Source organism: Pseudomonas sp. NFACC24-1 (assembly GCF_900115235.1).
GTDB lineage: Bacteria > Pseudomonadota > Gammaproteobacteria > Pseudomonadales > Pseudomonadaceae > Aquipseudomonas > Aquipseudomonas fluorescens_AA.
On sequence record NZ_FOVS01000001.1, the window covers coordinates 161,547 to 183,458 of the forward strand.

26 protein-coding genes and 1 pseudogene are annotated in these 21,912 nt (G+C 59.2%); 14 read left to right on the forward strand and 13 right to left on the reverse strand.

All coding sequences use genetic code 11. From position 1 onward, the window contains the following. The first annotated feature begins 69 nt into the window (after window positions 1-69). Window positions 70-1,302, forward strand: a complete 1,233-nt coding sequence (gene sstT / locus BM317_RS00745) for a serine/threonine transporter SstT (RefSeq protein WP_092176388.1) — start codon at window positions 70-72, stop codon at window positions 1,300-1,302. A gap of 200 nt (window positions 1,303-1,502) precedes the next feature. Here sstT and BM317_RS00750 read toward each other — a convergent pair whose 3' ends face one another. After that, window positions 1,503-2,012 carry a DUF1993 domain-containing protein gene (locus tag BM317_RS00750; protein ID WP_060738333.1) on the reverse strand — a complete coding sequence of 170 codons (510 nt, stop codon included), beginning with the start codon at window positions 2,010-2,012 and terminating at the stop codon, window positions 1,503-1,505. A gap of 130 nt (window positions 2,013-2,142) precedes the next feature. On the opposite strand from BM317_RS00750, the gene BM317_RS00755 reads away from it, so the two are divergent. Then, a complete protein-coding gene (locus BM317_RS00755) occupies window positions 2,143-2,790 on the forward strand; it encodes a YceH family protein (protein ID WP_053120815.1) in 648 nt (215 codons plus the stop codon). 6 nt (window positions 2,791-2,796) lie between these two features. Here BM317_RS00755 and BM317_RS00760 read toward each other — a convergent pair whose 3' ends face one another. Beyond that, window positions 2,797-3,618 (reverse strand): shikimate 5-dehydrogenase, encoded by an 822-nt coding sequence (locus BM317_RS00760; protein ID WP_092472703.1) that lies wholly within the window; start codon window positions 3,616-3,618, stop codon window positions 2,797-2,799. Between the two features lie 260 nt (window positions 3,619-3,878). Here BM317_RS00760 and BM317_RS00765 point away from each other — a divergent pair, with 260 nt between their 5' ends. Further along, window positions 3,879-4,229, forward strand: a complete 351-nt coding sequence (locus BM317_RS00765; protein WP_063322141.1) for a hypothetical protein — start codon at window positions 3,879-3,881, stop codon at window positions 4,227-4,229. 80 nt (window positions 4,230-4,309) lie between these two features. Here BM317_RS00765 and BM317_RS00770 read toward each other — a convergent pair whose 3' ends face one another. The 4 genes from BM317_RS00770 to BM317_RS00785 form a co-directional block, all read right to left on the reverse strand. After that, window positions 4,310-5,827 carry a nucleobase:cation symporter-2 family protein gene (locus tag BM317_RS00770; protein WP_092166483.1) on the reverse strand — a complete coding sequence of 506 codons (1,518 nt, stop codon included), beginning with the start codon at window positions 5,825-5,827 and terminating at the stop codon, window positions 4,310-4,312. A gap of 124 nt (window positions 5,828-5,951) precedes the next feature. After that, window positions 5,952-6,776 (reverse strand): arylamine N-acetyltransferase family protein, encoded by an 825-nt coding sequence (locus tag BM317_RS00775; protein WP_092166485.1) that lies wholly within the window; start codon window positions 6,774-6,776, stop codon window positions 5,952-5,954. Window positions 6,777-6,878: 102 nt separating this feature from the next. After that, on the reverse strand, window positions 6,879-7,673 hold the full coding sequence (xth, locus tag BM317_RS00780) for an exodeoxyribonuclease III (protein WP_092472705.1): 795 nt from the start codon (window positions 7,671-7,673) through the stop codon (window positions 6,879-6,881). 117 nt (window positions 7,674-7,790) lie between these two features. Then, window positions 7,791-9,362: a sensor domain-containing diguanylate cyclase gene (locus tag BM317_RS00785; protein ID WP_092166493.1), complete on the reverse strand. Its 1,572-nt coding sequence runs from the start codon at window positions 9,360-9,362 to the stop codon at window positions 7,791-7,793. Window positions 9,363-9,781: 419 nt separating this feature from the next. Here BM317_RS00785 and chrA point away from each other — a divergent pair, with 419 nt between their 5' ends. Next, window positions 9,782-11,140 carry a chromate efflux transporter gene (gene chrA / locus BM317_RS00790; protein ID WP_092472707.1) on the forward strand — a complete coding sequence of 453 codons (1,359 nt, stop codon included), beginning with the start codon at window positions 9,782-9,784 and terminating at the stop codon, window positions 11,138-11,140. Here the strand turns inward: chrA and arsN2 are convergent. Continuing rightward, window positions 11,137-11,568 carry an arsenic resistance N-acetyltransferase ArsN2 gene (arsN2, locus tag BM317_RS00795; protein WP_092166495.1) on the reverse strand — a complete coding sequence of 144 codons (432 nt, stop codon included), beginning with the start codon at window positions 11,566-11,568 and terminating at the stop codon, window positions 11,137-11,139. The genes chrA and arsN2 overlap by 4 nt on opposite strands. A 127-nt stretch (window positions 11,569-11,695) precedes the next feature. Between arsN2 and BM317_RS30935 the strand changes: the two are divergent. From BM317_RS30935 to BM317_RS00810, 3 genes and pseudogenes are all read left to right on the forward strand, one after another. Next, window positions 11,696-12,009: pseudogene (locus BM317_RS30935) on the forward strand (type II toxin-antitoxin system RelE/ParE family toxin). A gap of 2 nt (window positions 12,010-12,011) precedes the next feature. Next, complete coding sequence (locus tag BM317_RS00805; protein WP_092472709.1) at window positions 12,012-12,299, forward strand: helix-turn-helix domain-containing protein; 288 nt, start codon at window positions 12,012-12,014, stop codon at window positions 12,297-12,299. A 139-nt stretch (window positions 12,300-12,438) separates the two neighbouring features. Continuing rightward, window positions 12,439-12,927: a hypothetical protein gene (locus tag BM317_RS00810; RefSeq protein ID WP_092472711.1), complete on the forward strand. Its 489-nt coding sequence runs from the start codon at window positions 12,439-12,441 to the stop codon at window positions 12,925-12,927. 45 nt (window positions 12,928-12,972) lie between these two features. On the opposite strand, the gene BM317_RS00815 is transcribed toward BM317_RS00810, so the two are convergent. The 3 genes from BM317_RS00815 to BM317_RS00825 all read right to left on the reverse strand — a co-directional run bounded on the left by BM317_RS00815 (window position 12,973) and on the right by BM317_RS00825 (window position 14,673). After that, window positions 12,973-13,209: a hypothetical protein gene (locus tag BM317_RS00815; RefSeq protein ID WP_177344100.1), complete on the reverse strand. Its 237-nt coding sequence runs from the start codon at window positions 13,207-13,209 to the stop codon at window positions 12,973-12,975. Between the two features lie 314 nt (window positions 13,210-13,523). Further along, entirely contained in the window at window positions 13,524-14,378 is an 855-nt protein-coding gene (locus tag BM317_RS00820; RefSeq protein WP_092166498.1) for a nickel/cobalt efflux protein RcnA, read from the reverse strand. Window positions 14,379-14,385: 7 nt separating this feature from the next. Continuing rightward, window positions 14,386-14,673: a metal-sensing transcriptional repressor gene (locus BM317_RS00825; RefSeq protein ID WP_092166499.1), complete on the reverse strand. Its 288-nt coding sequence runs from the start codon at window positions 14,671-14,673 to the stop codon at window positions 14,386-14,388. Window positions 14,674-15,408: 735 nt separating this feature from the next. On the opposite strand from BM317_RS00825, the gene BM317_RS00830 reads away from it, so the two are divergent. Beyond that, window positions 15,409-15,687 carry a BrnT family toxin gene (locus tag BM317_RS00830; protein WP_092166500.1) on the forward strand — a complete coding sequence of 93 codons (279 nt, stop codon included), beginning with the start codon at window positions 15,409-15,411 and terminating at the stop codon, window positions 15,685-15,687. A 4-nt stretch (window positions 15,688-15,691) separates the two neighbouring features. Then, window positions 15,692-16,054 (forward strand): DUF6364 family protein, encoded by a 363-nt coding sequence (locus BM317_RS00835; RefSeq protein WP_060743052.1) that lies wholly within the window; start codon window positions 15,692-15,694, stop codon window positions 16,052-16,054. Between the two features lie 15 nt (window positions 16,055-16,069). Here BM317_RS00835 and BM317_RS00840 read toward each other — a convergent pair whose 3' ends face one another. Together BM317_RS00840 and BM317_RS00845 are read right to left on the reverse strand one after the other, a co-directional pair. Next, a complete protein-coding gene (locus BM317_RS00840) occupies window positions 16,070-16,942 on the reverse strand; it encodes a TIGR03915 family putative DNA repair protein (RefSeq protein ID WP_092472713.1) in 873 nt (290 codons plus the stop codon). Beyond that, a complete protein-coding gene (locus BM317_RS00845; RefSeq protein ID WP_092472715.1) occupies window positions 16,933-18,153 on the reverse strand; it encodes a putative DNA modification/repair radical SAM protein in 1,221 nt (406 codons plus the stop codon). The genes BM317_RS00840 and BM317_RS00845 overlap by 10 nt, the downstream gene beginning before the upstream one ends. Window positions 18,154-18,319: 166 nt before the next feature. Between BM317_RS00845 and BM317_RS00850 the strand changes: the two genes are divergently transcribed. The 3 genes from BM317_RS00850 (at window position 18,320) to BM317_RS00860 (ending at window position 19,903) form a co-directional block, all read left to right on the forward strand. Next, window positions 18,320-18,490: a YhfG family protein gene (locus BM317_RS00850; protein WP_092472717.1), complete on the forward strand. Its 171-nt coding sequence runs from the start codon at window positions 18,320-18,322 to the stop codon at window positions 18,488-18,490. After that, on the forward strand, window positions 18,490-19,089 hold the full coding sequence (locus BM317_RS00855) for a putative adenosine monophosphate-protein transferase Fic (RefSeq protein ID WP_092472719.1): 600 nt from the start codon (window positions 18,490-18,492) through the stop codon (window positions 19,087-19,089). Before BM317_RS00850 ends, BM317_RS00855 begins: the two co-directional genes overlap by 1 nt. A gap of 91 nt (window positions 19,090-19,180) precedes the next feature. Further along, window positions 19,181-19,903: a metallophosphoesterase gene (locus tag BM317_RS00860; RefSeq protein WP_092166506.1), complete on the forward strand. Its 723-nt coding sequence runs from the start codon at window positions 19,181-19,183 to the stop codon at window positions 19,901-19,903. A gap of 266 nt (window positions 19,904-20,169) precedes the next feature. On the opposite strand, the gene BM317_RS00865 is transcribed toward BM317_RS00860, so the two are convergent. Further along, window positions 20,170-20,754, reverse strand: coding sequence for a hypothetical protein (locus BM317_RS00865; RefSeq protein WP_092472721.1), 585 nt, complete (start codon window positions 20,752-20,754; stop codon window positions 20,170-20,172). 416 nt (window positions 20,755-21,170) lie between these two features. Here BM317_RS00865 and BM317_RS00870 point away from each other — a divergent pair, with 416 nt between their 5' ends. Together BM317_RS00870 and BM317_RS00875 are read left to right on the forward strand one after the other, a co-directional pair. Next, window positions 21,171-21,413, forward strand: coding sequence for a CopG family ribbon-helix-helix protein (locus BM317_RS00870; RefSeq protein WP_092145358.1), 243 nt, complete (start codon window positions 21,171-21,173; stop codon window positions 21,411-21,413). Next, the gene (locus tag BM317_RS00875) at window positions 21,403-21,687 is read left to right on the forward strand and encodes a type II toxin-antitoxin system RelE/ParE family toxin (protein WP_092145355.1); all 285 of its coding nucleotides are present in this window, start codon (window positions 21,403-21,405) and stop codon (window positions 21,685-21,687) included. Before BM317_RS00870 ends, BM317_RS00875 begins: the two co-directional genes overlap by 11 nt. Window positions 21,688-21,912: the final 225 nt, after the last annotated feature.

The following is a 21,912-nucleotide window of genomic DNA, read 5'->3' on the forward strand; positions in this document are numbered from 1 at the left end:
CTCATGTGGCCTGCCCGCTTGTTGCCTGATTCGTCGACCGTTGAACACAATAAAATCAGAGATGCCGCTATGACAGCTTCGTCCGTTACCCCTTTGCAACGCCTCAAACGCACCAGCCTGGTGACGCAAATCATCATTGGCCTGATCGCCGGTATTGTCCTGGCATGGCTGGCGCCCGACCTGGCGAAATCCACCGCGTTCATTGGCAAGGTCTTCGTGTCCGCACTCAAGGCCGTGGCGCCGATTCTGGTGTTCGTGCTGGTCATGGCGTCCATCGCCAACCACAAACACGGCCAGGAAACCCATATCCGCCCCATCCTGTTCCTCTACCTGCTGGGCACCTTCGCCGCAGCGGTGGTCGCGGTGGTTGCCAGTACGCTGTTTCCGTCCAGCCTGGTGCTGTCGGCCCAAGACGTCGCGGTCACGGCGCCCGGTGGCATCAGCGAGGTGCTGCAAAGCCTGCTGCTGAGCGTGGTGGATAACCCGGTCCGGGCGCTGATGGACGGTAACTTCATCGGCATCCTGGCCTGGGCCATCGGCATGGGCATCGCCATTCGTCATGCGGGCCAGACCACGCGTACCGTGCTCGAAGACCTGTCCAACGGCGTGACGGTGATCGTGCGCCTGGTCATCCGTTTCGCCCCGCTGGGGATTTTCGGGCTGGTGGCCTCGACCCTGGCCACGTCCGGCTTCGGCGCCCTGCTGGGGTACTTGCACCTGCTCACCGTGCTGATCGGTTGCATGCTGTTCGTGGCGTTGGTGGTCAACCCACTCATCGTGTGCTGGAAACTGCGTCGCAACCCTTACCCACTGGTGTTCACCTGCCTGCGGGAAAGTGGCATCACGGCGTTTTTCACGCGCAGTTCGGCGGCGAATATTCCGGTGAACCTGGAACTGAGCAAACGCCTGGGCCTGCACGAAGACACCTATTCGGTGTCGATCCCCCTGGGCGCGACCATCAACATGGCCGGCGCCGCCATCACCATCACCGTACTGACCCTGGCGGCCGTGCACACCCTGGGTATTGTGGTGGACGTGCCAACCGCCGTGCTGCTGAGCGTTGTCGCCGCGATTTGCGCGTGCGGTGCATCCGGGGTGGCCGGCGGTTCGCTGTTGCTGATTCCCCTGGCGTGCAGCCTGTTTGGCATTCCCAGTGAGATCGCCATGCAAGTGGTCGCGGTGGGCTTCATCATCGGTGTCCTGCAGGACTCGGCGGAGACGGCGTTGAACTCGTCGACGGATGTGCTGTTCACGGCGGCGGCGTGCCTGGGTGAGGAAGAGAAGCTCGCGCGTACGGCGTGACAATTGCCGTGGCTGTGGGCTTGTCATCGCAAGCAGGCTAGCTCCCACGGGGGCAACGGCGCTCACACAATAGCCGCTACGCCACCAATCCTTTGTGGGAGCGAGCTTGCTCGCGATAGCGGCGCCGAGGATGTAACTGACAGCCACAAAAAAGCCCGGGAACGGCCCACACCGTCCCGGGCTTTTTCATGCCTGCGGGGTTAGAACGCGCCCATGTAGTCGCGCTTGCCCACTTCCACGCCATTGTGGCGCAGCAAGGCATAAGTGGTGGTGACGTGGAAGAAGAACTGCGGCAGGCCGTAGGTCAGCAGATAATTCTGGCCGCTGAAGCGCTTCTCCTTCGGCGTGCCCGGGCGGGTAACGATTTCGATGCCTTCCTTGCCATCGATCTGCGCAGGGCTGATGCCGTCGATAAAGGCCAAGACCTTGGCGATCAGGGCTTGCAGCTCGGCGAACGTGGTCTCGCTGTCCTCATACTTCGGCACCTCGACCTCGGCCAGGCGGGCGGATACACCCTTGGCGAAATCCACCGCGATCTGCACTTGGCGCACCAGCGGGAACATGTCCGGGTACAGGCGGGCTTGCAGGAAAGCGTTCGGGTCGATGTTCTTCGCGGTGGCGTGGGCTTCGGCCTTGTTCAGAACGTCGCTCAACGCGTTGAGCATCTGCTTGAAAACCGGGACGGAAGCGGCGTACAGGGAAATAGTCATGGCAATCTCATGCAGGTGGCAGGAAAGAATGAATCAAACGGCTGCGATTATAGCCACGGCTTGTTGCACGGCTTGTCTTTTATTGCGCAAGGATTAGGCTAGGCGGCTTCCACAGCATAGGGAACGCGCGATGAGCATCGAAGAACAACAGCAGGCTGAAGAACCACGGCTCAATAGCACGGAAATCCGCATCCTCGGCGCGCTGGTCGAGAAACAGGCCACCAACCCCGAGACCTACCCGTTGACGCTCAACGCCCTGGTACTGGCCTGCAACCAGAAAACCAGCCGCGAGCCGGTAATGAACCTCAACCCGGGCCAGGTCGGCCAGAGCCTGCGGGCGCTGGAAGGTCGCGGTTTCACCAAGCTGGTGATGGGCAGCCGCGCCGACCGCTGGGAGCATCGGGTCGACAAAGCCCTGGAGCTGGTACCCGCCCAGGTGGTCCTGATGGGCCTGCTGTTCCTGCGTGGCCCGCAAACGGTCAATGAGTTGTTGACCCGCAGCGGACGGATGCACGACTTCGAAGACGCCGAACAAGTGGTGCACCAGCTCGAACGCCTGATCGCCCGCGGCCTGGCGTTGCTGGTGCCACGCCAGGCCGGCCAGCGCGAAGACCGCTATGTACACGCCATGGGCGACCCGGCGGACATCGAAGCGATTCTCGCCGCCCGCCAGCACCCGGTGGAGCGTGGCGCCGGCGGCGGTGTCTCGCTGGAACGCATCGAGGAGCTCGAAGCGCGGATCGCGGCACTGGAAGAACGCCTGGCGCGGCTGGAATAGCAGCGCTTACGCCGACCGGGCGAAGGCCACGGCTTTTTCGAATTGCTCCAGATTGGGCCGCACACCGGTGTACAGCACGAACTGCTCCAGGGCCTGGATCGCAATGACTTCCAACCCGGTGATGACCCGTTTGCCTTCGGCCCGGGCGCGTACGATCAGCGGCGTTTCCGACGGGATCGCCACCACATCGAACACGGTCTCGGCCGCGGCGATGGTCTCGGGTTCAAACGCCAACTGATCGGCTTCCGGGCCGCCGGTCATGCCGATCGGCGTGACGTTGATCAGCATCTGCGGCCGCCGGGCCCCCAGTTCCGCTTGCCATTCATAGCCCAAGGACTCGGCCAGGGCTCGCCCGGTGGCTTCATTGCGGGCAACGATCAGCCCGTTCTGGTAGCCCCCATCGCGCAAGGCACTGGCCACAGCCTTGGCCATACCACCGCTGCCGCGCAGGGCAAAAGTCGAATCCTGAGGCACGGCATGGCTTTGCAGCAATTGGGCGATGGCGATGTAGTCCGTGTTGTAGGCCTTCAGATGGCCGTTGGTATTGACGATCGTATTGATCGACTGGATCGCGGCGGCGGAAGGATCCAACTCGTCCACCAGGGCAATGCAGGCTTCCTTGAACGGCATCGACACGCCGCAGCCGCGAATGCCCAGCGCGCGGATACCACCCACCGCTCCAGGCAGGTCCTGGCTGCTGAACGCCTTGTAATAGAAGTTCAGGCCCAGTTGTTCATACAAATGATTATGAAAGCGCAGGCCGAAGTTTCCGGGACGCCCCGAGAGCGACATGCACAGTTGGGTGTCTTTGTTGGGATTGATCTGCATGCGTGTCTCCTTGCATTCACTTTCGGACAGACGGAAACACCGTCGCCAAAAGTCTATTCGATGATGGTACCGCTAGGCCCGGCCCGATCTCAGGCCGCAGGATGACGCGGCGCGGTCAAGAAAAGCGCTACAGACCTTACACAATATTTACCCAACGGCGTCGCAAATCCTGAGAAAATCGCTGTCATAGCAAGTATCCCCGCGACCCTCATCGGGTCTGTTGCAGACCACAGGCGCCGGGGCCGGAACGAGGAACAGCCATGAATCGTAGACTTCCCATCATCGCCCTGCTCATGGGGGCACTCGCGGTCACCGGCCAGGCATCCGCCCACGGTCGTGGTGGTTGGGAGGGGCCCGCCGTTTTTGGTGCCATCGTCGGTTCGGCCATCGTTGGCTCAGCCATCATCAACCGTGATCGGCCGGTGTATGTGCAGCAACCGGTCTATGTCCAGCCGCAGCCGGTCTACTACCAGGCCCCGCCACCGGTCTACTACCAGCCGCAACCGGTGTATGTAGAGCGACCGATCTACTATCGCCCGGCACCGGTGTATTACGGGCCACCACGGGGCTATTACTACGGCCCACCCCGGGGTCATTACGGCCGCTGGTAACCGGCTCCCGGGCGGCACAAAAAAAGCCTGTGATCATTGATCACAGGCTTTTTCATGTCAGCAGGAAAAAACCGTATTTGTCAGACGTGCTCGCTGCTTTTCAGTCGGATCGGCCCATGCTCCACCGGCTCGTGAACAGGTTCCACCACGGGAATCTCGTTGCCATCACAATCATGCAGCTTGCCGTCACTGAAATAGTCGCCTTCGCGCAGCGCCGCCAGGTCCTGATAGCGCAACACCCGCTCGGTGCCGGCGGCGAAGACTGACTGCTGGTCGGAATTGCCCGCGGTGAAGTGGTTGAACGCCAGGTTCAGCACGATCGCCATGATTGCCGAAGAACTGATGCCCGAATGAAAGATGGTCGCGAACCAACTCGGGAAATGGTCGTAGAAGTTCGGCGCGGCAATAGGAATCATGCCGAAGCCGATGGAGGTGGCGACGATGATCAGGTTGACGTTGTTGCGGTAATCGACTTTCGACAGCGTACGGATGCCGCTGGCAGCCACTGTGCCGAACAGTACGATACCGGCACCGCCCAGCACCGAGGTCGGCACTGCGGCGATCACCCGGCCCATGAACGGCAACAGGCCGAGCACCACCAGGAACACCCCACCGGTCGCCACCACGAAACGGCTCTTGATTCCGGTCACGGCCACCAGCCCGACATTCTGGGCAAAGGCACTCTGGGTGAAGGAACCGAAGATCGGCGCGATCATGCTCGACAGCATGTCAGCCCGCAAGCCGTTACCCAGGCGCCTGGAGTCGACTTTGGTGTCGATGATCTCGCCCACCGCCAGGATGTCGGCAGAGGTTTCCACCAGGGTCACCATGATCACAATGCACATCGACAGGATCGCGGCGATATGGAACGTCGGCATACCGAAATGGAACGGTGTCGGGAAGCCGAACATCGGGCCTTGGCTGACCGATGAAAAGTCCGCCATGCCGAGGAACACCGCAATGACCGTACCCATGACCATGGCCAACAGAATCGACAACCGGGAGATGGTTGCGCTGCCCATTTTGCTCAACAGCAGCACCAGAACCAGGGTCACTGCGGCCAGACCAATGTTCGCCATGCTGCCAAAATCGGCGGCGTGGCTGTTGCCGCCCATCGCCCAACGCGCCGCCACCGGCATCAGGGTCAGGCCGATGGTGGTGATCACAATGCCAGTGACCAGTGGGGGAAAGAACCGGGTGATGCGTGAAAACACCGGGGTGATCAGCAGACCGATCAGCGACGCTGCGATCACCGCGCCGAGGATGGCTTGAAAGCCCCCTTCCCCGCCGCTGCCGACAATCGCCACCATGGTCGCGACGCCCGAAAACGATACGCCCTGCACCAAGGGCAACTGGCAGCCGAAAAACGGCAGGCCGAGGGTTTGCAACAACGTGGCCAGGCCCCCTGCGAACAATGACGCGGCAATCAACAGGCCGATGTCCGCCGGCGAAAGCCCGGCCGCCTGGCCGATGATCAACGGTACGGCGACGATGCCACCGTACATGGTCAACACATGTTGCAGGCCGTAAGCCATATTCGCGCCGACGCCGAGGTTTTCGTCCTCGGGCCGTGGGAGTGAAACATGGGGCGTTTTCATGGTTCGGGGATTCCCTGTTTTTTGTTATGGGCACACTGTATTCAAAACTCAGGACAAATGTCCATAGAGTTGTATACAACTTACAGCATGCACATCCGGAACAGGCCTACGGCCAACCGCCTTTTTATTCCTGGAGCAACCCCACGAGCGCGGGCCGCAACAGCTCCCGTGGCGGTACGCGCAGGCTGAATTCCTGTTCCAGCAGATCGATCAAGTCATCGGCATCGATGATCACCCGCCGCTCGCTCTCCTGCCCTATGCGGTGCACAGCGTAGCTGTTGCCGTTCAGGGTCTTGCGCCATCCGTCACCCGTGCGGGCCACCATCAACCGGCCCATGAACGGCGACTCCGGATGGTTGCAGACGTACCAATTGCCGACGATGTAGTCGATGTCTTCCTGGCGTTGCAGGTCGAACAGGTACATCGGCCGCCATTCGCCAGCAACGTTGGCGCGCAACAGATAGCCGTCCGCAGGGGTCTCGATGCGGTACGGTTCATGGGGCGTTAACTGGGTCTCACGGCTGTCCAGCAGCAGCGGCGCGGTGGGCACCATGCCGCCAAAACCGACGTCGGTGATGTAGCGCACACCGTCGATCGTCACCAGGCTCAGCCGATGGGTCCGGGCAGGCCAGGCGCCCTCAGGCGCATTCATCACCACGCGCCCAGTGATGCCGCGGGCATCGAAACCCAATGCCTGCAACAGCGCCAGGAATAGCTGGTTGAGTTCATAGCAATAGCCACCACGCCCCTCTTCAAAAACCTTGCGCTCGACCGATTCAAGGTCGATGGGCACGGGCTGGCGCAGCAACGTCGACAGGGTTTCAAAGGGGAATTCAGCGGTATGGCGCCATTGCAGCTGACGCAAGGTGTCGAGCGTCGGCGCCGGTGGTGCGTCGAAACCCAGGCGCCGCAAATAACGGGTCGTATCGCTCAGTGGGGGATGACTCATGAGGGTGTCCTTTTCCCGGGGTCGGCCAGCGTTCACAACGAGCGCACGGCTCATGGGCGCAGGTATAAGGCATTCCTCTCACAGAGACAACAATCGGCCCCGTCAGCGCCGTTTACGCGAAGCCAGCCGGATCCAGGTGGGCGCATGGTCGCTGGGGTGGGGCTGGTTCCGCACCCAGGCATCCACGCCGCCTTCGCTCAGGTAGGCGCTGGCCACCGGGTTGAGCAGCAGATGATCGATGCGCAGCCCGGAGTTCTTTTGCCAGTGCTGGCGGAAATAATCCCAGAAGGTATAGAGGCGCTCGTCCGGATACAGATGGCGCAGCGAATCGGTCCAGCCCTGGTCCAGCAACCGCTGGTAGCACTCGCGGCTTTCGGGCTGCAACAGCGCATCCTTGAGCCAGGAACGCGGGTTGTAGATGTCCATGTCGGTGGGCACCACATTGTAGTCACCGGCGAGCACCACGGGATGGTCACTGGCCTGCAGCCCTTGAGCGTATTCGATCAGCCGTTCGAACCAGGCCAACTTGTAGTCGAACTTGGGACCCGGTTGCGGATTGCCGTTGGGCAGGTAGAGGCACCCCACCAGCACACCGTGCACCGCCGCCTCCAGATAGCGACTATGGCTGTCGTCATTCCCGCCGGGCAGGCCACGGCGGCTCTCCAACGGCTGCGCGTCACGGGCCAGGATCGCGACACCGTTCCAGGACGCCTGCCCGTGCCAGATTGCCCCGTACCCCACCGACTCCAGCTCCGCCGCCGGGAAATCCTTGTCCACTGCCTTGAGCTCCTGCAAACAGACAATGTCGGGTTTTTCCCGCTCCAGCCATTCCAGCAGGTTGGGCAGCCGTGCCCGGATACCATTGATATTGAAGGTCGCGATCCACAGGTTTTTCATAGACCCAGCACTCGAAATGTCACGTTACTGGCTGTGACCGTCAATCCGGCGCGGTGGTTGCAACGGGTCTTCAGGAGCCGGTTTTCGGTAAGGGCCGACCGTTCTCCTGCATCGGTTTCACCGATCCGAGCGCGCCAGCGTATCGAGCCCGCTTTCTGTCGATAACACCGCCACCCGGTTGCGGCCACTGTGCTTGGCCTGGTAAAGCGCCGCATCAGCGCGCTGGATGAAGACTTCGATGTTGTCCAGGCTGCTGGGCACAAAGGCATAGCAGCCCAGGCTCACCGTGAGGAAGCCGGTCGGGGAGCCGGAATGGGTGATGTGCTTGTCGATGACGCTTCGGCGGATCTGCTCGGCCAACGCCATGGCCCCCGAAAGGTTCGTGTCAGGCAGCAGTACCGCAAACTCTTCGCCACCATACCGTACCGCCAGATCGGCCTTGCGATGGCAGCAGCTCTTGAGCACCTTGGCCACTTCCGCCAGGCAGTGATCCCCGGCCACGTGCCCATAGGCGTCGTTGTAGCGTTTGAAAAAATCGATGTCGAGCATGATCAGGCTCAAGGGACTGCGCTGACGAGCGCCCCGACCGAACTCGATGTCCAGGGCCCGTTCGAACAGACGCCGGTTCGCCAGCCCGGTGAGGCTGTCATGGGTGGCAATCAGTTCCAACGCCTCCTGCGCCTTGCGCAAGTCCGCTTCGATCTTTTCGCTGTTGCGTACCTGGCGCACGAAGACCCAGCCGAACAAGCAAATGCCCAGGACCACCAGGCCCACGATGAGGCTGGATTGGAACGCCCGGTCATGCCAGCCCGCCAGGATCGACTCTTCGGACACCGCGGCGGTGACCACCAACGGATAAGCCTGTAAATGTTGATGCCCATACAACCTGACGACACCGTCGACATCTGAACGGATGATCGCATCGCCAGACACCCCTCCCGAGAGGTCATGGTCGTAGATATGTTCCTCGGCCAACGGGCGGCCGATCCGCGCCTCATCGAAGGGGCGCCGGGCCAACAGCGTCCCGTCAGACAACGCCAGGGCCATCTCGCCTTGCTCATCCAGGCTGAAGCTTTTGAAGAACCGGTCGAAGTAGGACATTTTGATGCCGGCCAGCAACACACCCTGGAAGTTGCCGTCTCGGTCATTCAAGCGCCTGGAAACCGGGATGATCCACTCACCGTTTTGCCGACTGCGGATCGCCGGGCCGATATGGGGGACCAGGGAGGCGTTCTGCTGGTGGAAAACGAAATACTCTCGATCCGCCACCCCTGCCCCCCTGTGCAGGTCCTCAAAGGAGGTAATGACCCAATGACCGCGCTTGTCGAACAGGAACAGGCCATGCAGCTGTTCAAGCGATTGCACGCGACGGGCAAAGGTTTGCTGCAAGCGTGGCTGAACCGCAGGACCCAAACCGTCGACCTGGATCCAATCCGCCAGACTGGCCAGGACCAGATCGGCCTGGATGAAGGTGTCCTGGGCCTGCTGGGCCATGGCTCGGGTAAGGGTGGCCGAGGCGATGCGGGCCGACTCCACGTCGTGGCTGCGGGATTGCTCCAACTGCAGGTAAAGCAAACCGCACAGGCACAGGCACACCGCCGCGATAAACATAACCGCAGCCTTGAGCAGCGGCAGGCGTTTCAGGGCACCGGCAGGGATATGAAAAGGATCGTAGATGGAGATTGGCAAGCGAATTCCTGAAGAGGGCAAAGCATGCGCGAATTCGCGCATAACCCCCAATATTCGTGAGCTTAGCTTACCGCTTGTGAGGCGGCAATTTGCCTGTGCAGTGGAGCCGATGGGTGGCTGGAGTGGATCCAAAAGCCCGCCCCTGGGCCCGTAAAAAAGCCCGCTTCAGAACGAAGAAATCTCCGCCTGTCGTAGGAGCTGCCGAAGGCTGCGATCTTTTGATCTTGATTTTGATGGTTCACTTTCGACTCAATTGTTTGGGACAAGATCGCAGCCTCGTTGCACTCGACAGCTCCTACACGGGGCAAGCTACCCTCGCTACCGATCTTCTTTACAAACAAACCTTCCTGGGGGCTATCTAAATTGCGTAACGCCCCATAACGTATGGTCGCCTTTGACTTGCAAGTGCCCCGTCGACCATGAGCCAACCGAACCGAATCGATGATGAACAGGCCCTGACCCGCCCCGACGCCGTCAGTCTGCGCGAGGCGTTCTGGTTCTGGCTCAAACTGGGCTTCATCAGTTTCGGCGGCCCAGCGGGGCAGATCTCGATCATGCACCAGGAGTTGGTGGAACGGCGGCGCTGGATTTCCGAGCGGCGCTTCCTGCATGCCCTCAATTACTGCATGTTGCTGCCGGGGCCTGAGGCCCAACAATTGGCGACTTACCTGGGCTGGTTGATGCACCGAAGCTGGGGTGGAGTGATCGCCGGCGCGTTATTCGTCCTGCCGTCGCTGTTCATTCTTATCGCATTGTCGTGGTTGTACATCGCCTTTGGCGAAGTGCCGGTGGTGGCGGGTATTTTCTATGGCATCAAACCGGCCGTGACGGCCATCGTGGTGCATGCCGCCCACCGGATCGGCTCCCGCGCACTCAAGAACAATTGGCTGTGGGCGATCGCGGCGGCATCGTTCACCGCGATCTTCGCCCTTGATCTCCCCTTCCCGCTGATCGTGCTGGGTGCGGCTGCCATCGGTTATTTCGGCGGTCGCTGGGCACCGGAAAAATTCAGCCTGGGCGGTCACGATACCCAACACAAATCCTTCGGTCCCGCCTTGATCGACGACGACACGCCAACCCCGGAGCATGCCCGGTTCAGCGCCGCCAGGTTGACCCGCCTCGTGGTCGTCGGTGCCCTGTTGTGGATGGTGCCCATGGGCCTGCTGACCGTCGTGTTCGGCTGGAGCGGCACCTTGACGCAAATGGCCTGGTTCTTTACCAAGGCCGCGCTGCTGACCTTCGGCGGCGCCTATGCGGTCTTGCCCTACGTGTACCAAGGCGCCGTCGGGCACTTCGGCTGGCTGACGCCGACACAAATGATCGATGGCCTGGCCCTGGGCGAAACCACGCCCGGCCCGCTGATCATGGTCGTGGCCTTCGTCGGTTTCGTCGGAGGTTACGTGATGCAGGTGTTCGGTCCCGAACAGACCTTCCTCGCCGGGGCCGTCGCGGCCACGCTGGTGACCTGGTTCACGTTCCTGCCCTCTTTCCTGTTCATCCTGGCCGGCGGCCCGCTGGTGGAGTCGACCCACAACGCGTTGAAATTCACCGCACCGCTGACCGCGATCACCGCGGCGGTGGTCGGGGTAATCCTCAACCTGGCGTGCTTCTTCGGTTATCACGTGCTCTGGCCCAACGGTTTTGCAGGTGCCCTGGACTGGCCGTCAGCGATCATCGCGATTGCGGCGGCGGTGGCGCTGTTTCGCTACAAGCGCGGGGTGATCCAGGTGTTACTGGCGTGCGGGCTGGCCGGGTTGGCGGTGCATTTGCTGCGCTAGACGAGGCGCTTGCTCAGGTACGTCGCCGAGGCCGGACACAAGGTCTTGAACTGGGCTGTCGCGCTGATCGACGCGGGCGCCAGCGAGCGATCCTCCTGCTGATAGCCCTGGCCGGAAAAAAACGCCGCGGCGCTGTCGGTCAAGAGGTGGAGCCGCTCCACCCCCTCGCGTCTCGCAAACGCTTCGACAGCGGCCAGTACCGCCACCCCAGCCCCCCGCCCCCGCTGCCCCTCAAGGACAACCAACGAGCGCAGCAACCGCTCGGCCCCCTCCCCCTCGATGCCAGCAAACCCCACGTCGACACCCTGGTGGTTGAAGCTGAAGAACTGGCGACCGGAATATGTCAGGTCGTCCACGGGTAGCCCGGCTTGGGTGAGTGCATCGCGCAAGGGTCCCAGGTCGTTATTGCTTAGAGCTGTCATGTGCATGGTGGGTGCTCGTCTACGTCTTGCCTTGATCATCGGGCACCCCGAATTTGGTTACAACCCACGGGGTGCATCGGAGAGCGGGGTTCAATAGGATTGCTCGAAAGTAAGCCACTGGCGTACATTAGCAATGATTTTTATTGAAACTCCAATTTTTACCCGTCGGGTCAAAGAACTGATGGATGACGATGATTTCGCTGTCCTACAGAAAATACTGGTCTGCAATCCTTCCGCTGGTGAAGTTATGGAAGCCACCGGGGGGATCCGAAAGATTCGTATCGCAGCCAAAGGCCATGGCAAACGGGGGGGGCCAGGGTGATCTACTACCACTTCGTCCATGCTTCGCGGATCGCGTTACTGATGATATATCCGAAAAATGAACAGCAAGACTTGACTGTTGATCAGCGAAAAGCATTGAAATTGATTGTCGAGCACTGGAGATAACCATGAGCAAATTTTTCGATGAGCTGATGGAAAGCGTACAACAGATGGATGAAATCGTCCGAGGCGAGCGCCAGCCGTCACGGGAATTCATCGTCGATGCGTTGCAAGTGAAAGAGATACGCAAGGCTACCGGCCTGACCCAAGCCAAATTCGCAGCATTGATCGATGTCCAACTGGGCACGCTTCGCAACTGGGAGCAGGGACGACGCGAGCCTACCGGCCCCGCTAAGGCGCTGCTGCGGGCGATTCATAATGATCCGAAACACGTGATCAGCGCCTTGGCCATTTAAGCATTGCCGAAATGAACAGAACGCTCAGGCAATGCTTCCATGTGCCGAAAGCGCTTGCTTCAAGCCCCCATGACCTGGCGCAAATGAACACCCCTACCCATCAGCTAAGCTCAACCTATCATCACGACAGGGAATCGACATGAGCAAGGCAGACGAGCTAGCGGCCAAACTGAGGAAGACCCAGCAGACCCGTGCGGATACCGACAACTGCGCCGACCTGGCGATCGAGCACTGGCCGGCCCAGGTCTACGAGCTGTATCGCCAGATCGAAACCTGGCTGGCTCCCGTGTGCGAGGCGGGCCTGGACATTCGGCGCAACCCCACCCACGTCTTTGAAAGTCATTCCAGCGGTTCGACGTACAACTACGCCATCGACCAACTGATGATCGAAGGCAATCATCGCCGCATTTCATTCGACCCGATTGCGCGCTTCTCGGCCAAGGGAGAGGGCTGCATTGAAGTCCATATGAAGGGGCAGGACCACTGCATCGTGCGCACACTCGGCGAGCATGGTGAATCGCTTTGGCATATCCAGGCCCTGCGCTCGACAGGGCAAGAGCGCCCTGAACCTGCCACTCTGGACGAAGACGCCTTGCTCTCGCTGGTAGAAGAAGGTCTTGGCCTATAACGCAGATGGGCGATCCTTGATCGCCCATTTTCATTGGAGAGCACGCTAGATCTGCGGCGCTGATTCGAGTGCTGGATCGTTTCCGGGCACCGGCAGCGTCAGTTCTTGGGCCGGTCTTCCTACCAGTAAATTCAAGGCATTGTCGATTTCGTCAGCCGCGCCTTGCGCGTATCGAGTATCCGCCCAGCTCCAGTACGGATCGGATATCAGCCCGCCCACGGCCTGTGCGCACAATTCATCGCGGCTGATGCCCATCTTCCCGGCTGCGGCGATCACGGCCATAAGGGCTTGCTCTAATTGGGAAATTCGCTCTGTTGTCACAATGAACCAACGTGATGGATAACAAACCCAGAGCATATCAAGCCATCAATGTGCCACCAAACTCAAGCGCCCAACGGTCGCCCTGTCAGCCTGCTTTGGCTTTGCGTCCGCGGGGCTGCCTTTCCCGCTGGCGTATTGGCCACCCCATTGGCCAGGAAGTCCACTGTTGCGGCTGCCTGCCCCCCCCACAATACCCAGCTTGAAGGGTGGGCGCCTGGGCTGCTGGCCCAGCGTCGCGAAGTCGGCGCCAGAGGATGCGAACTGATCGGTGGAGGCTAGGTACTCAAGCCGATCCAACCGTGGACGCCCACGTAGAGACCGACGCCGATGATCAACACGCTGGACAGGTAAGGCGCCCGACGAGCAACGGTGCCCAGCCAAGGCCAGCGATTGGAAGCCTGCCTTGCACCAATGGCCGCCGCAGCCCCCACGGTCACCAGGGTCATCGCCAGGCCGATGCTGAAGCACAGGACAAGCAGGCCGCCCAGCGCGACCGCTTTGACTTGCAGGCACAGCAACAGGACGGTAATGGCGGCAGGACACGGAATCAGCCCGCCCGTGAGCCCGAACAGGATGATCTGGCCCGTGGTGACCTCCCGGTTGGTGAAGCGCTTGCGGATGTCGTTGGCATGCGCCTGTTCGTGGGCGTCCTGATAACCCTCCAGTGCCAACGCCGGACCTTTGGGTTCGGGGTGCTCGTGTTTGTGGTGATGGTCGTGATCGTGATCGTGATCGTGATCGTGATCGTGATGATGGTCATGCCCTTGTGCGAACTTGAATATCTGCTCGCCGTGCCAGGTTCGCCACAGCATCCACAGCGCGATGGCAATGATCAATGCAGAAGATGCCAGTTGGAAATAAGGTTCCGAGGTTTCGGCATCGAGCCCCTGGCCCAGATACATGCCGCCGATGGCGACCAACCACACCACGGCAGTGTGGGACAGCGTCGCCGCCAGCCCCAGCAACACCGCCTGCTTGACCGAACCTCGGATCGCCACGATAAACGCCGCCATCATGGTTTTCGAATGGCCCGGCTCCAGGCCATGCAAGGCCCCCAGCAAAATAGCGCTGGGAAAATACAGCCAGGCCTGAGCGCCACCCTGTTGCAGCAATTCAGCAAAATTGGGCATGTAAGGCCTAGAGGTACTTGGTGATTTGCTTGAAGGCTTCCAGCGGCGCGCGCTCGCCTTTATTCAACGACGAAACGGTGTCCTCCAGACAGTGATCGATGTGATCCTGGATCAACGTTCGTTTGGCCTGGCACACCGCTTTTTCAACCGCATGCAACTGCTGGGCAATCTCCACGCACTCTCGCCCCTCTTCGATCATCGTGATGATGCTGCGCAAATGGCCGTCCGCCCGCTTGAGACGCTTGATGATCGCCGCATGGCTTTGGTGGGGATGTTCGTGGTCGTGCTCAGTCATGGTTTGAGCCTTGGGTTTCGATGAATTTACGCCACCATCCTATCCCCCCAGGGGGGATATAAGCAAACCCATCAAAATGCAGATCAACCGGTGGGAGCGGGCTTGCTCGCGAAGGCGTCAGCACAACCAACATCCTGCAAACTGACACACCGCTTTCGCGAGCAAGCCCGCTCCCACACAGGGATTTGTGGTGAACGCTGTGGTTTTCGGAGGGCTGGGGGTGAGCTTTTTCATTGGCTTGTACCTAGGTTATGTAAAGGAACTGCCTTCACCACTTCCACCTGGTGGGTGGCAGCTGTACGCGGGTGTGGAAGACCGAGAACCTAGGACTCGGCGCACCCGAAGGCGCCCCGCGTACAGCCGCCGTAATTTAACAGCAGACCTAGGAAAAGCGTCTGCTTTTTAATTTAGCGGTGCAACGCGCTAGGTTTTCGTGAGGGCTTCCACACCCTCTCGCTGAATTTGCAGCGACGGAGAGAACTTAGCGCACGGGATGAATGGGTGGATAGTCAGCGGGGAGCGACGCAGCTTGAGGGAAATTTCCGATGGGGGTGTCCGGAGCTGGACTCAGCAGTTCAGGCGGTGGGATGCAAAGAATGATTTCGATACGAATGAGCGCTCAACGCCATAAGCGAGGGCTGAGGTTTCATCGTATGGTTTAGCGCACCCGTCCTGGCTGCAAGTCAAACGAAAGGGCTGACACAGGGGCTTTTTTATACATATAGAATATGCATAATGACAACATTCAGAACTCAGTATGATCCAGCAAAAAACGTCGCTAACAAGAAGAAACACAAGGTGAGCCTGGCCGATGCCGAAGCTGTGTTTTATGACGAAATGGCTCTTGAGCGTGAGGATAATGATCATGATGAAAAACGGTGGATTATCATGGGGCAAGACGCCTGCGGTCGTGTACTCGTCGTTGCCTACACCTACCGTGAGCCAGATTTCGTTCGTCTTATCAGCGCACCACTAGCCTCCAAAAAAGAACTACGTCAGTACCTGGGAGGTTGAACCCATGAAGGAAGAATACGATTTCAGCACAGCCAAGCGTGGGGCGGTTGCAAGCAGCAAAGGCAAAACCCGCATAACCATCATGCTTGATGAGGACGTGATCGAGGCCGCTCGCGAACGCGCCGAAAGTGCTGGTACTGGATATCAGACACTCATCAACAATCTACTGCGTCAGGCTTTGATATCTGAAACTGCCCACAATCTGTCACCGGCAGCCCAAAAGCGAACCCGAACAGTTAAACCCTATGCAAACGGTATTACCCGGTCCGACGTGAAGGATCTGGAAAAGCGCCTAGCCGCCATGACTGAGGAGCTGCACAAGATGGTGGACGCATCCAGGCCCGGTAAAGCCAAAGCATCGGTATGAACCGAGAAGATCGATTTACTCAGGAGCAAGGCACTGTCTTACCTCAGTGCCTTCACCCACAATGATCCGCTTGCCCATTTTCTCCCCCACCTCCAACGCCTGCCCATCCCGCTGCTTCCCCCGTCGCGCCAAACCCACCAGGCGCGGAATCAACTCTCCTTCCGGCAAGTGCTGCCAGAATCGCCCCGGCATTTGCTGACGCAACGCCTGGGGATTGAGCCGCGCCGGGTTGAAGATGTGCCTGTAATAGGTCCGCCATAGCTCGGCGCCGGGATCTTCAGCGTGACGCGCCCAATGCTGCCACTGCTCGGGACAACGTCGCTGGTAATCCAACGACTGCCCATCGAAACGGATACCGTCGCGAGGCGTTGCGATCAGCCAGCGCTGTTGCCCCAATCGCTCGGCAAAATGGCCGCTGGCACTTTCGAGGATGTCATGGGCCGGTTGATGAAAGGCGACCAGATCCAGCTGCAGTTGCTCGGCCAATGCTTGCGGCAAGGGAACGAAGCGCACGAAGGCATGCAGGTGATGAGCCTCGCGCTGGACCTGCTTGATCCGTCGCTGCAGCTCACTGCCCAGGCGGTCGCCCGCGAGCATGGCCGTGCGGTCGCCGTGGGCAACCCGCCAAAGCACTTCGTACAGCAGATTCCAACGTTGTTCGCCCTGGTAGCGACCAGCCTGTTCGAGTTGGGTCAGCAAGGCCGCGGGAACCCGCGTACGGAACGGGCCCGGCCCTTTGGGCAGCGGTGCCGGCACAGCCAATAAGTCGGCCATTGGGCCATGTGCCCACGTGACATCGCTCGGGTCGATGCCGTGGCCGAGCAGCGTTCGAGCCTGGTCCCGCCACGTGGAGAAATGATCCTCGCAATCCAGGGCAATCACGACCAAAGCCCCATCTGCACGGGCCGCTGGGGGTCACGCAACCGCGCCCGCAGCAAACCGCTGCGCACCTGGGCGTCGGCAGGCCGGTAATCGCTGGTGACAATGAACGGTCGCGCCTTCTCCAGCACGCACCGCAACTGCACCAGGTCGTCATAACGCACCCGCCGCTCCCGGCGCAGTGCAACCAGGCGTTGCACACTACGCAGGCCAATCCCCGGAATACGCGCCAACAATGCGGGTTCGGCGCGATTGATATCCAGCGGAAACACCTCACGATTGGCCAGCGCCCACGCCAGCTTGGGGTCGATGTCCAAGTCCAGGTTGTGGGTTTCGCTCAAAAGCTCGCCTGCCTTGTAGCCATAACCGCGCATGAGAAAATCGGCCTGATACAGCCGATGCTCGCGCAGCAACGGTGGAGCCGTCAGAGGCACGCTGGCAGGGCTGTCGGGAATCGGGCTGAACGCTGAATAGTAAACCCGTCGCAAACCGTACCCCTGGTAGAGCGACTCGGCGTTGCTCAGGATGGCGTGATCATCGGTGGCATCGGCCCCCACAATCATCTGCGTGCTCTGCCCGGCCGGAGCGAAGCGAGGCGCCCGCGGCTCACCGGCCACCGCCTGTTGCCCCTGGTGGATGGTGCCCATGGCTTGGCGGATGGTCGTCAACTGCTTTTCCGGTGCCAGGCGCTTGAGGCTGATATCGGAGGACAGCTCGATATTCACGCTCAAGCGATCAGCCAACCGCCCCGCTTCCTCGATCAACAGCGGATCGGCATCGGGAATGGTCTTGAGGTGGATATAGCCACGAAACTGGTGCTCCTCCCGCAACAACCGCGCCACTCGTATCAACTGCTCCATGGTGTAATCGGCCGAGCGAATGATGCCGGAACTCAGAAACAGCCCACTGATGCAGTTGCGGCGATAAAAATCCAGGGTCAACCGCACCACCTCCTCCGGCGTAAAGCGCGCCCTCGGCACGTTGCTGGAGCGGCGGTTGACGCAATACTGGCAGTCGTACAGGCAAAAATTGGTCAGCAACACCTTCAGCAACGAAACGCAGCGCCCATCCGGCGTATAGCTATGGCAAATGCCCATGCCATCGGTGGCCCCCAGTCCCTCACGACCACGGGAGCTACGCTTGGGGGCACCGCTGCTGGCGCAGGAGGCGTCGTACTTGGCAGCATCGGCGAGAATGCCGAGCTTGGCGATAAGCTGCATGAAGTGAACTCGAATACTGGATATAAACACAGTATTTTGAGAAGCTCCACGATGCAAGCGCCATTGGTCAATTCAACACCTGCCATGAGTCGTCCAGGCCGTGACATAGGCCATGCCAGTGGGATGGGCTATAATCGGCCAACCAACGCGATTGAGGTCCAGCCCCATGGGCAACGTCAGCCTTGAAACCAAAAAGGCCTATGCCGCCAGGACGCGCAGATCCAACTACGCGGCTAGCCTGCGCCTGGAAGGCTTCAAAACGACCTTCGCGGACGGCGAACGCAAAATGCCAACGCGCGAAGAGGTCTTGAAGACCTTCACCCAGACCAGAACCTGATGCCTGACAAATATGGAGTCGGTGAAGACGCTTATTGCTATCCCGGCTCCACGGTCCTTCGCAACAAGCTCGATATTCGAGATGAACCAACCCTAAGCGAAGCCGAACAACAACTCTCGGCCATCGCAGCGGACAACGTCGAATTCAGCCCTCCTCCCTACAGCCTGGCCTACCTTCAAAACATTCATCGAGTTCTCTTCTCGGACCTGTTCGAATGGGCCGGAGAGTTGCGCACCGTCGGCATGTCCAAGCAAGCGACCCGCTTTTGCCAACCCCAGTACATGCAAGCGGAAGCCGACAAGATCTTCATGAACATGGCAGCAGCCAACTGGTTCGAGGGCATGGAGCGGGCTGAGCTGATCGTCGCCGTTGCAGAGGCCTATTCCGACATCAACGTCGTACACCCCTTCCGCGAAGGCAATGGCCGTGCCCAGCGCATTCTGTTTGAACACCTGATCATGAACGCCGGGTTTGAAATCAGTTGGTGGGGGATTGAGAAGGACGAGTGGATTTACGCCAATATCGCGGCTTATAACTGCGTCATGGAGCCTATGGAGCGGGTCTTCGAGAAATGTATCGGGCAAACGATTCAACTTTGATCGCCTCGACGTCACCCTGCTCAGCGCCTTACGGTGCATTCCGTCAAAGTGCTACAGTTGTCAGCAACTAACATCTGCTAAAGCACAAAAAATGCTCACGACAAACTCCTTCCCACCCAACGAAAAAGGTCGTGACTTTGTAGTGGGAGACATTCACGGGCATTTCAAGCTTCTGAAAAAAGCCTTGGGCAAAGTAAATTTCAATACCGAAGCAGACCGCATCTTTTCTGTGGGCGACCTCATCGACCGAGGCCCCGACTCTTTAGATGTACTGAGTTGGCTTGAGGAACCGTGGTTCCATGCCGTGCGCGGCAATCATGAGCAGATGCTCATTGACTGCATCTCCGGCCACGGGAATATACCTAGGCATATCCGAAATGGTGGGGCTTGGCTCTACGAGTTACAACCCACTCTCCAACATGAACTCCTGCAAGCCTTGCAAGCGCTTCCGCTGATCATTGAAATCAATCTATCAAGCGATCAAACAATTGGAATAGTACATGCCGAAGCTCCAATCATTAAAAATAACGATGGCTGGCAGGAAGCGAAGGACGCTATTACCGGAAAATCTGGAAAGTCGAATCAACGAAAAGCCCTGAAAACAGCGCTGTATGCCAGGAAAAAAATCGAACGGCAAGACCACTCTTCCATCAATGGAATAAGCCAGCTCTATGTAGGGCACTCAACCGTATCCGGCGTCATGAGGCTGGGCAATGTCGTCTATATCGATACGGGCTGTGGATTTGCTGATGGCGCGTTAAGCCTAATAGACATCCAATTCGAAACCGTCGTGAGCACCCGCATGAGCGAATGAGGTCAGGACGGGGGGGTTATTACTCTGAATGCCGGGGTACGAGCGCCCTCTCATTCACGCCACCCCAGACCTGATAAACTGTGCCCCTTTCGCAATTTGCATCCGGTCCCCATGCCCCTAGAACATATTCCATCACAGCCTCTCTCTCGGCGCTTCAGCGTGGCCCCGATGATGGATTGGGCATAGCCCTCCCCCAAGACCCCAACCAGACTGGCTGATTCGTTGAAACTTCCTCGCTTTGTAGCAATTATTAAGCAACTTGCAATTTACTCGCAGGTCCAGATGAGCTCGCCCGGCCCGGCCGATCCTGGGAATTGCAAACCCATGCCGCTGATGGAATCGATGACCGCACAGATCAAGCCGCTCACGTGGGCGCGGACCTGCTGTAGGTAAGAGACATCAATAGACGTGGCGAAAATTTTCAGCTTTCTATCGACGAACAGTGGCTCCGACTTGCCTTCGCCATCCGGCGGCTGCCAGGAACCGTGGCACAGCACGTTGCGTAACTGTGCGGCACATTGCAGGTCCGCTATCAACTGCTCAGGATTATGGACTGGCAACTCATGGTGTTTTCGCAACGCGTTGTCGTATGCAGTGATGAGTCCGCCGAGAGGATCGGACAAGGCCCGCTCAAGCTGACCCAACCATCTGCCGTACGCTTCCTCCAGCTCATCCTGAGCATACTTGCGCGTGGCGGTCAGGGCGAAGATAGCTCGGCCCAGTACTTGCTCCAAGAAGCCATAGGTGGCAACGGTGCGACCCAACTGCTCCCAGAATTCGTCCGAGTGTCGGTGAGTTGGGTAGTCGGCCGGCAGTTTTTGTTGATCGATTCGGTAACGCTTTTGGATCATTGTCTTGTTCCTGCGCTGTTAGCCGATGTGGCTGCCCTAAATTTGCCCTAAACCGAAACCGCACTCACACTTGGTACCGCTTCGCCCTCAAGCGCGACAGCCAATTTAACCAAGCCAAGCCATCGCTACATGAGAGAAATCAGTAATCGAAAGAAATGGGACAGATTCATTAAATTTTCTATCAAGAAGGCAATTAAGAGTAAGAGCCGAGCAATTTGTAGTCACTGCACAGGCCTGGCCCAAACCAGATTCACCCGCAGAAATGTCCCCTTCTTCGACGGCGGCGTCTGTGAGGCTTTTCAGATCAGCGCACGAGGGGAACAATTCACGTCGAGATACACCTTGCGACGGCCTGCTGATTCAAGCGCTCGGTCAACGGTGTAAGATGCCCGAAAACGTCCACCATCGAGGCTGCCATGTCCGGCATATCCCTGAATCTGCCCGAAGACCTATCAAACTCCCTCGCCGATCTGGCCAAGACCAACGGCCAAAGTGCGAGCTATCTAGCGATGGACGTTCTTCGCGACTACATCGAACACGAAAAAGCTCTGACTACACAGATCGAACTTGCCGTAAAGGAAGCTGACCAAGGCAAATTTGCTACCGATGAGCAAGTCGCAGCGATGCGCGCTCGGCGCTGGAGTCAGAATGCAGGTTGAGTGGCTGGAAAAAGCACTCAAAAACCTGGAGGACGAAGCCAACTATATTGCGCTTGAAAACCCCAAGGCTGCTGACGACTTCTCCGAAGCGATCTTTGCCAGCGTAGACAAATTGGCTCAGTTTCCCGCAATGGGTCGAGAAGGACGAGTCAAACAGACGCGGGAATGGGCAGTCCCAAACTGGTCTTACCTGATTCCGTATCGCGTACACGGTGATCGCCTCCAAATCCTCGGCGTATTTCACACTCGACAACGCCCCCGCACCAACTGGTGAATCCGGCGCAATATTGCTCTCCCAACACCTCCTGCCCTTCCCTGATAAACTGTGCCATCCGCCTCGCTGATTCAGATTCCCAATGCCCCTACAAACTGCACCACTCTCCCGCCGCTTCTCCGTCGCCCCGATGATGGATTGGAACTTCTAATTCTGGAGGCCACGTAATACGCGCCCTTCAGCACTCACCGAGAACGCCCGTACCATTTTCGTACCACCCACGCC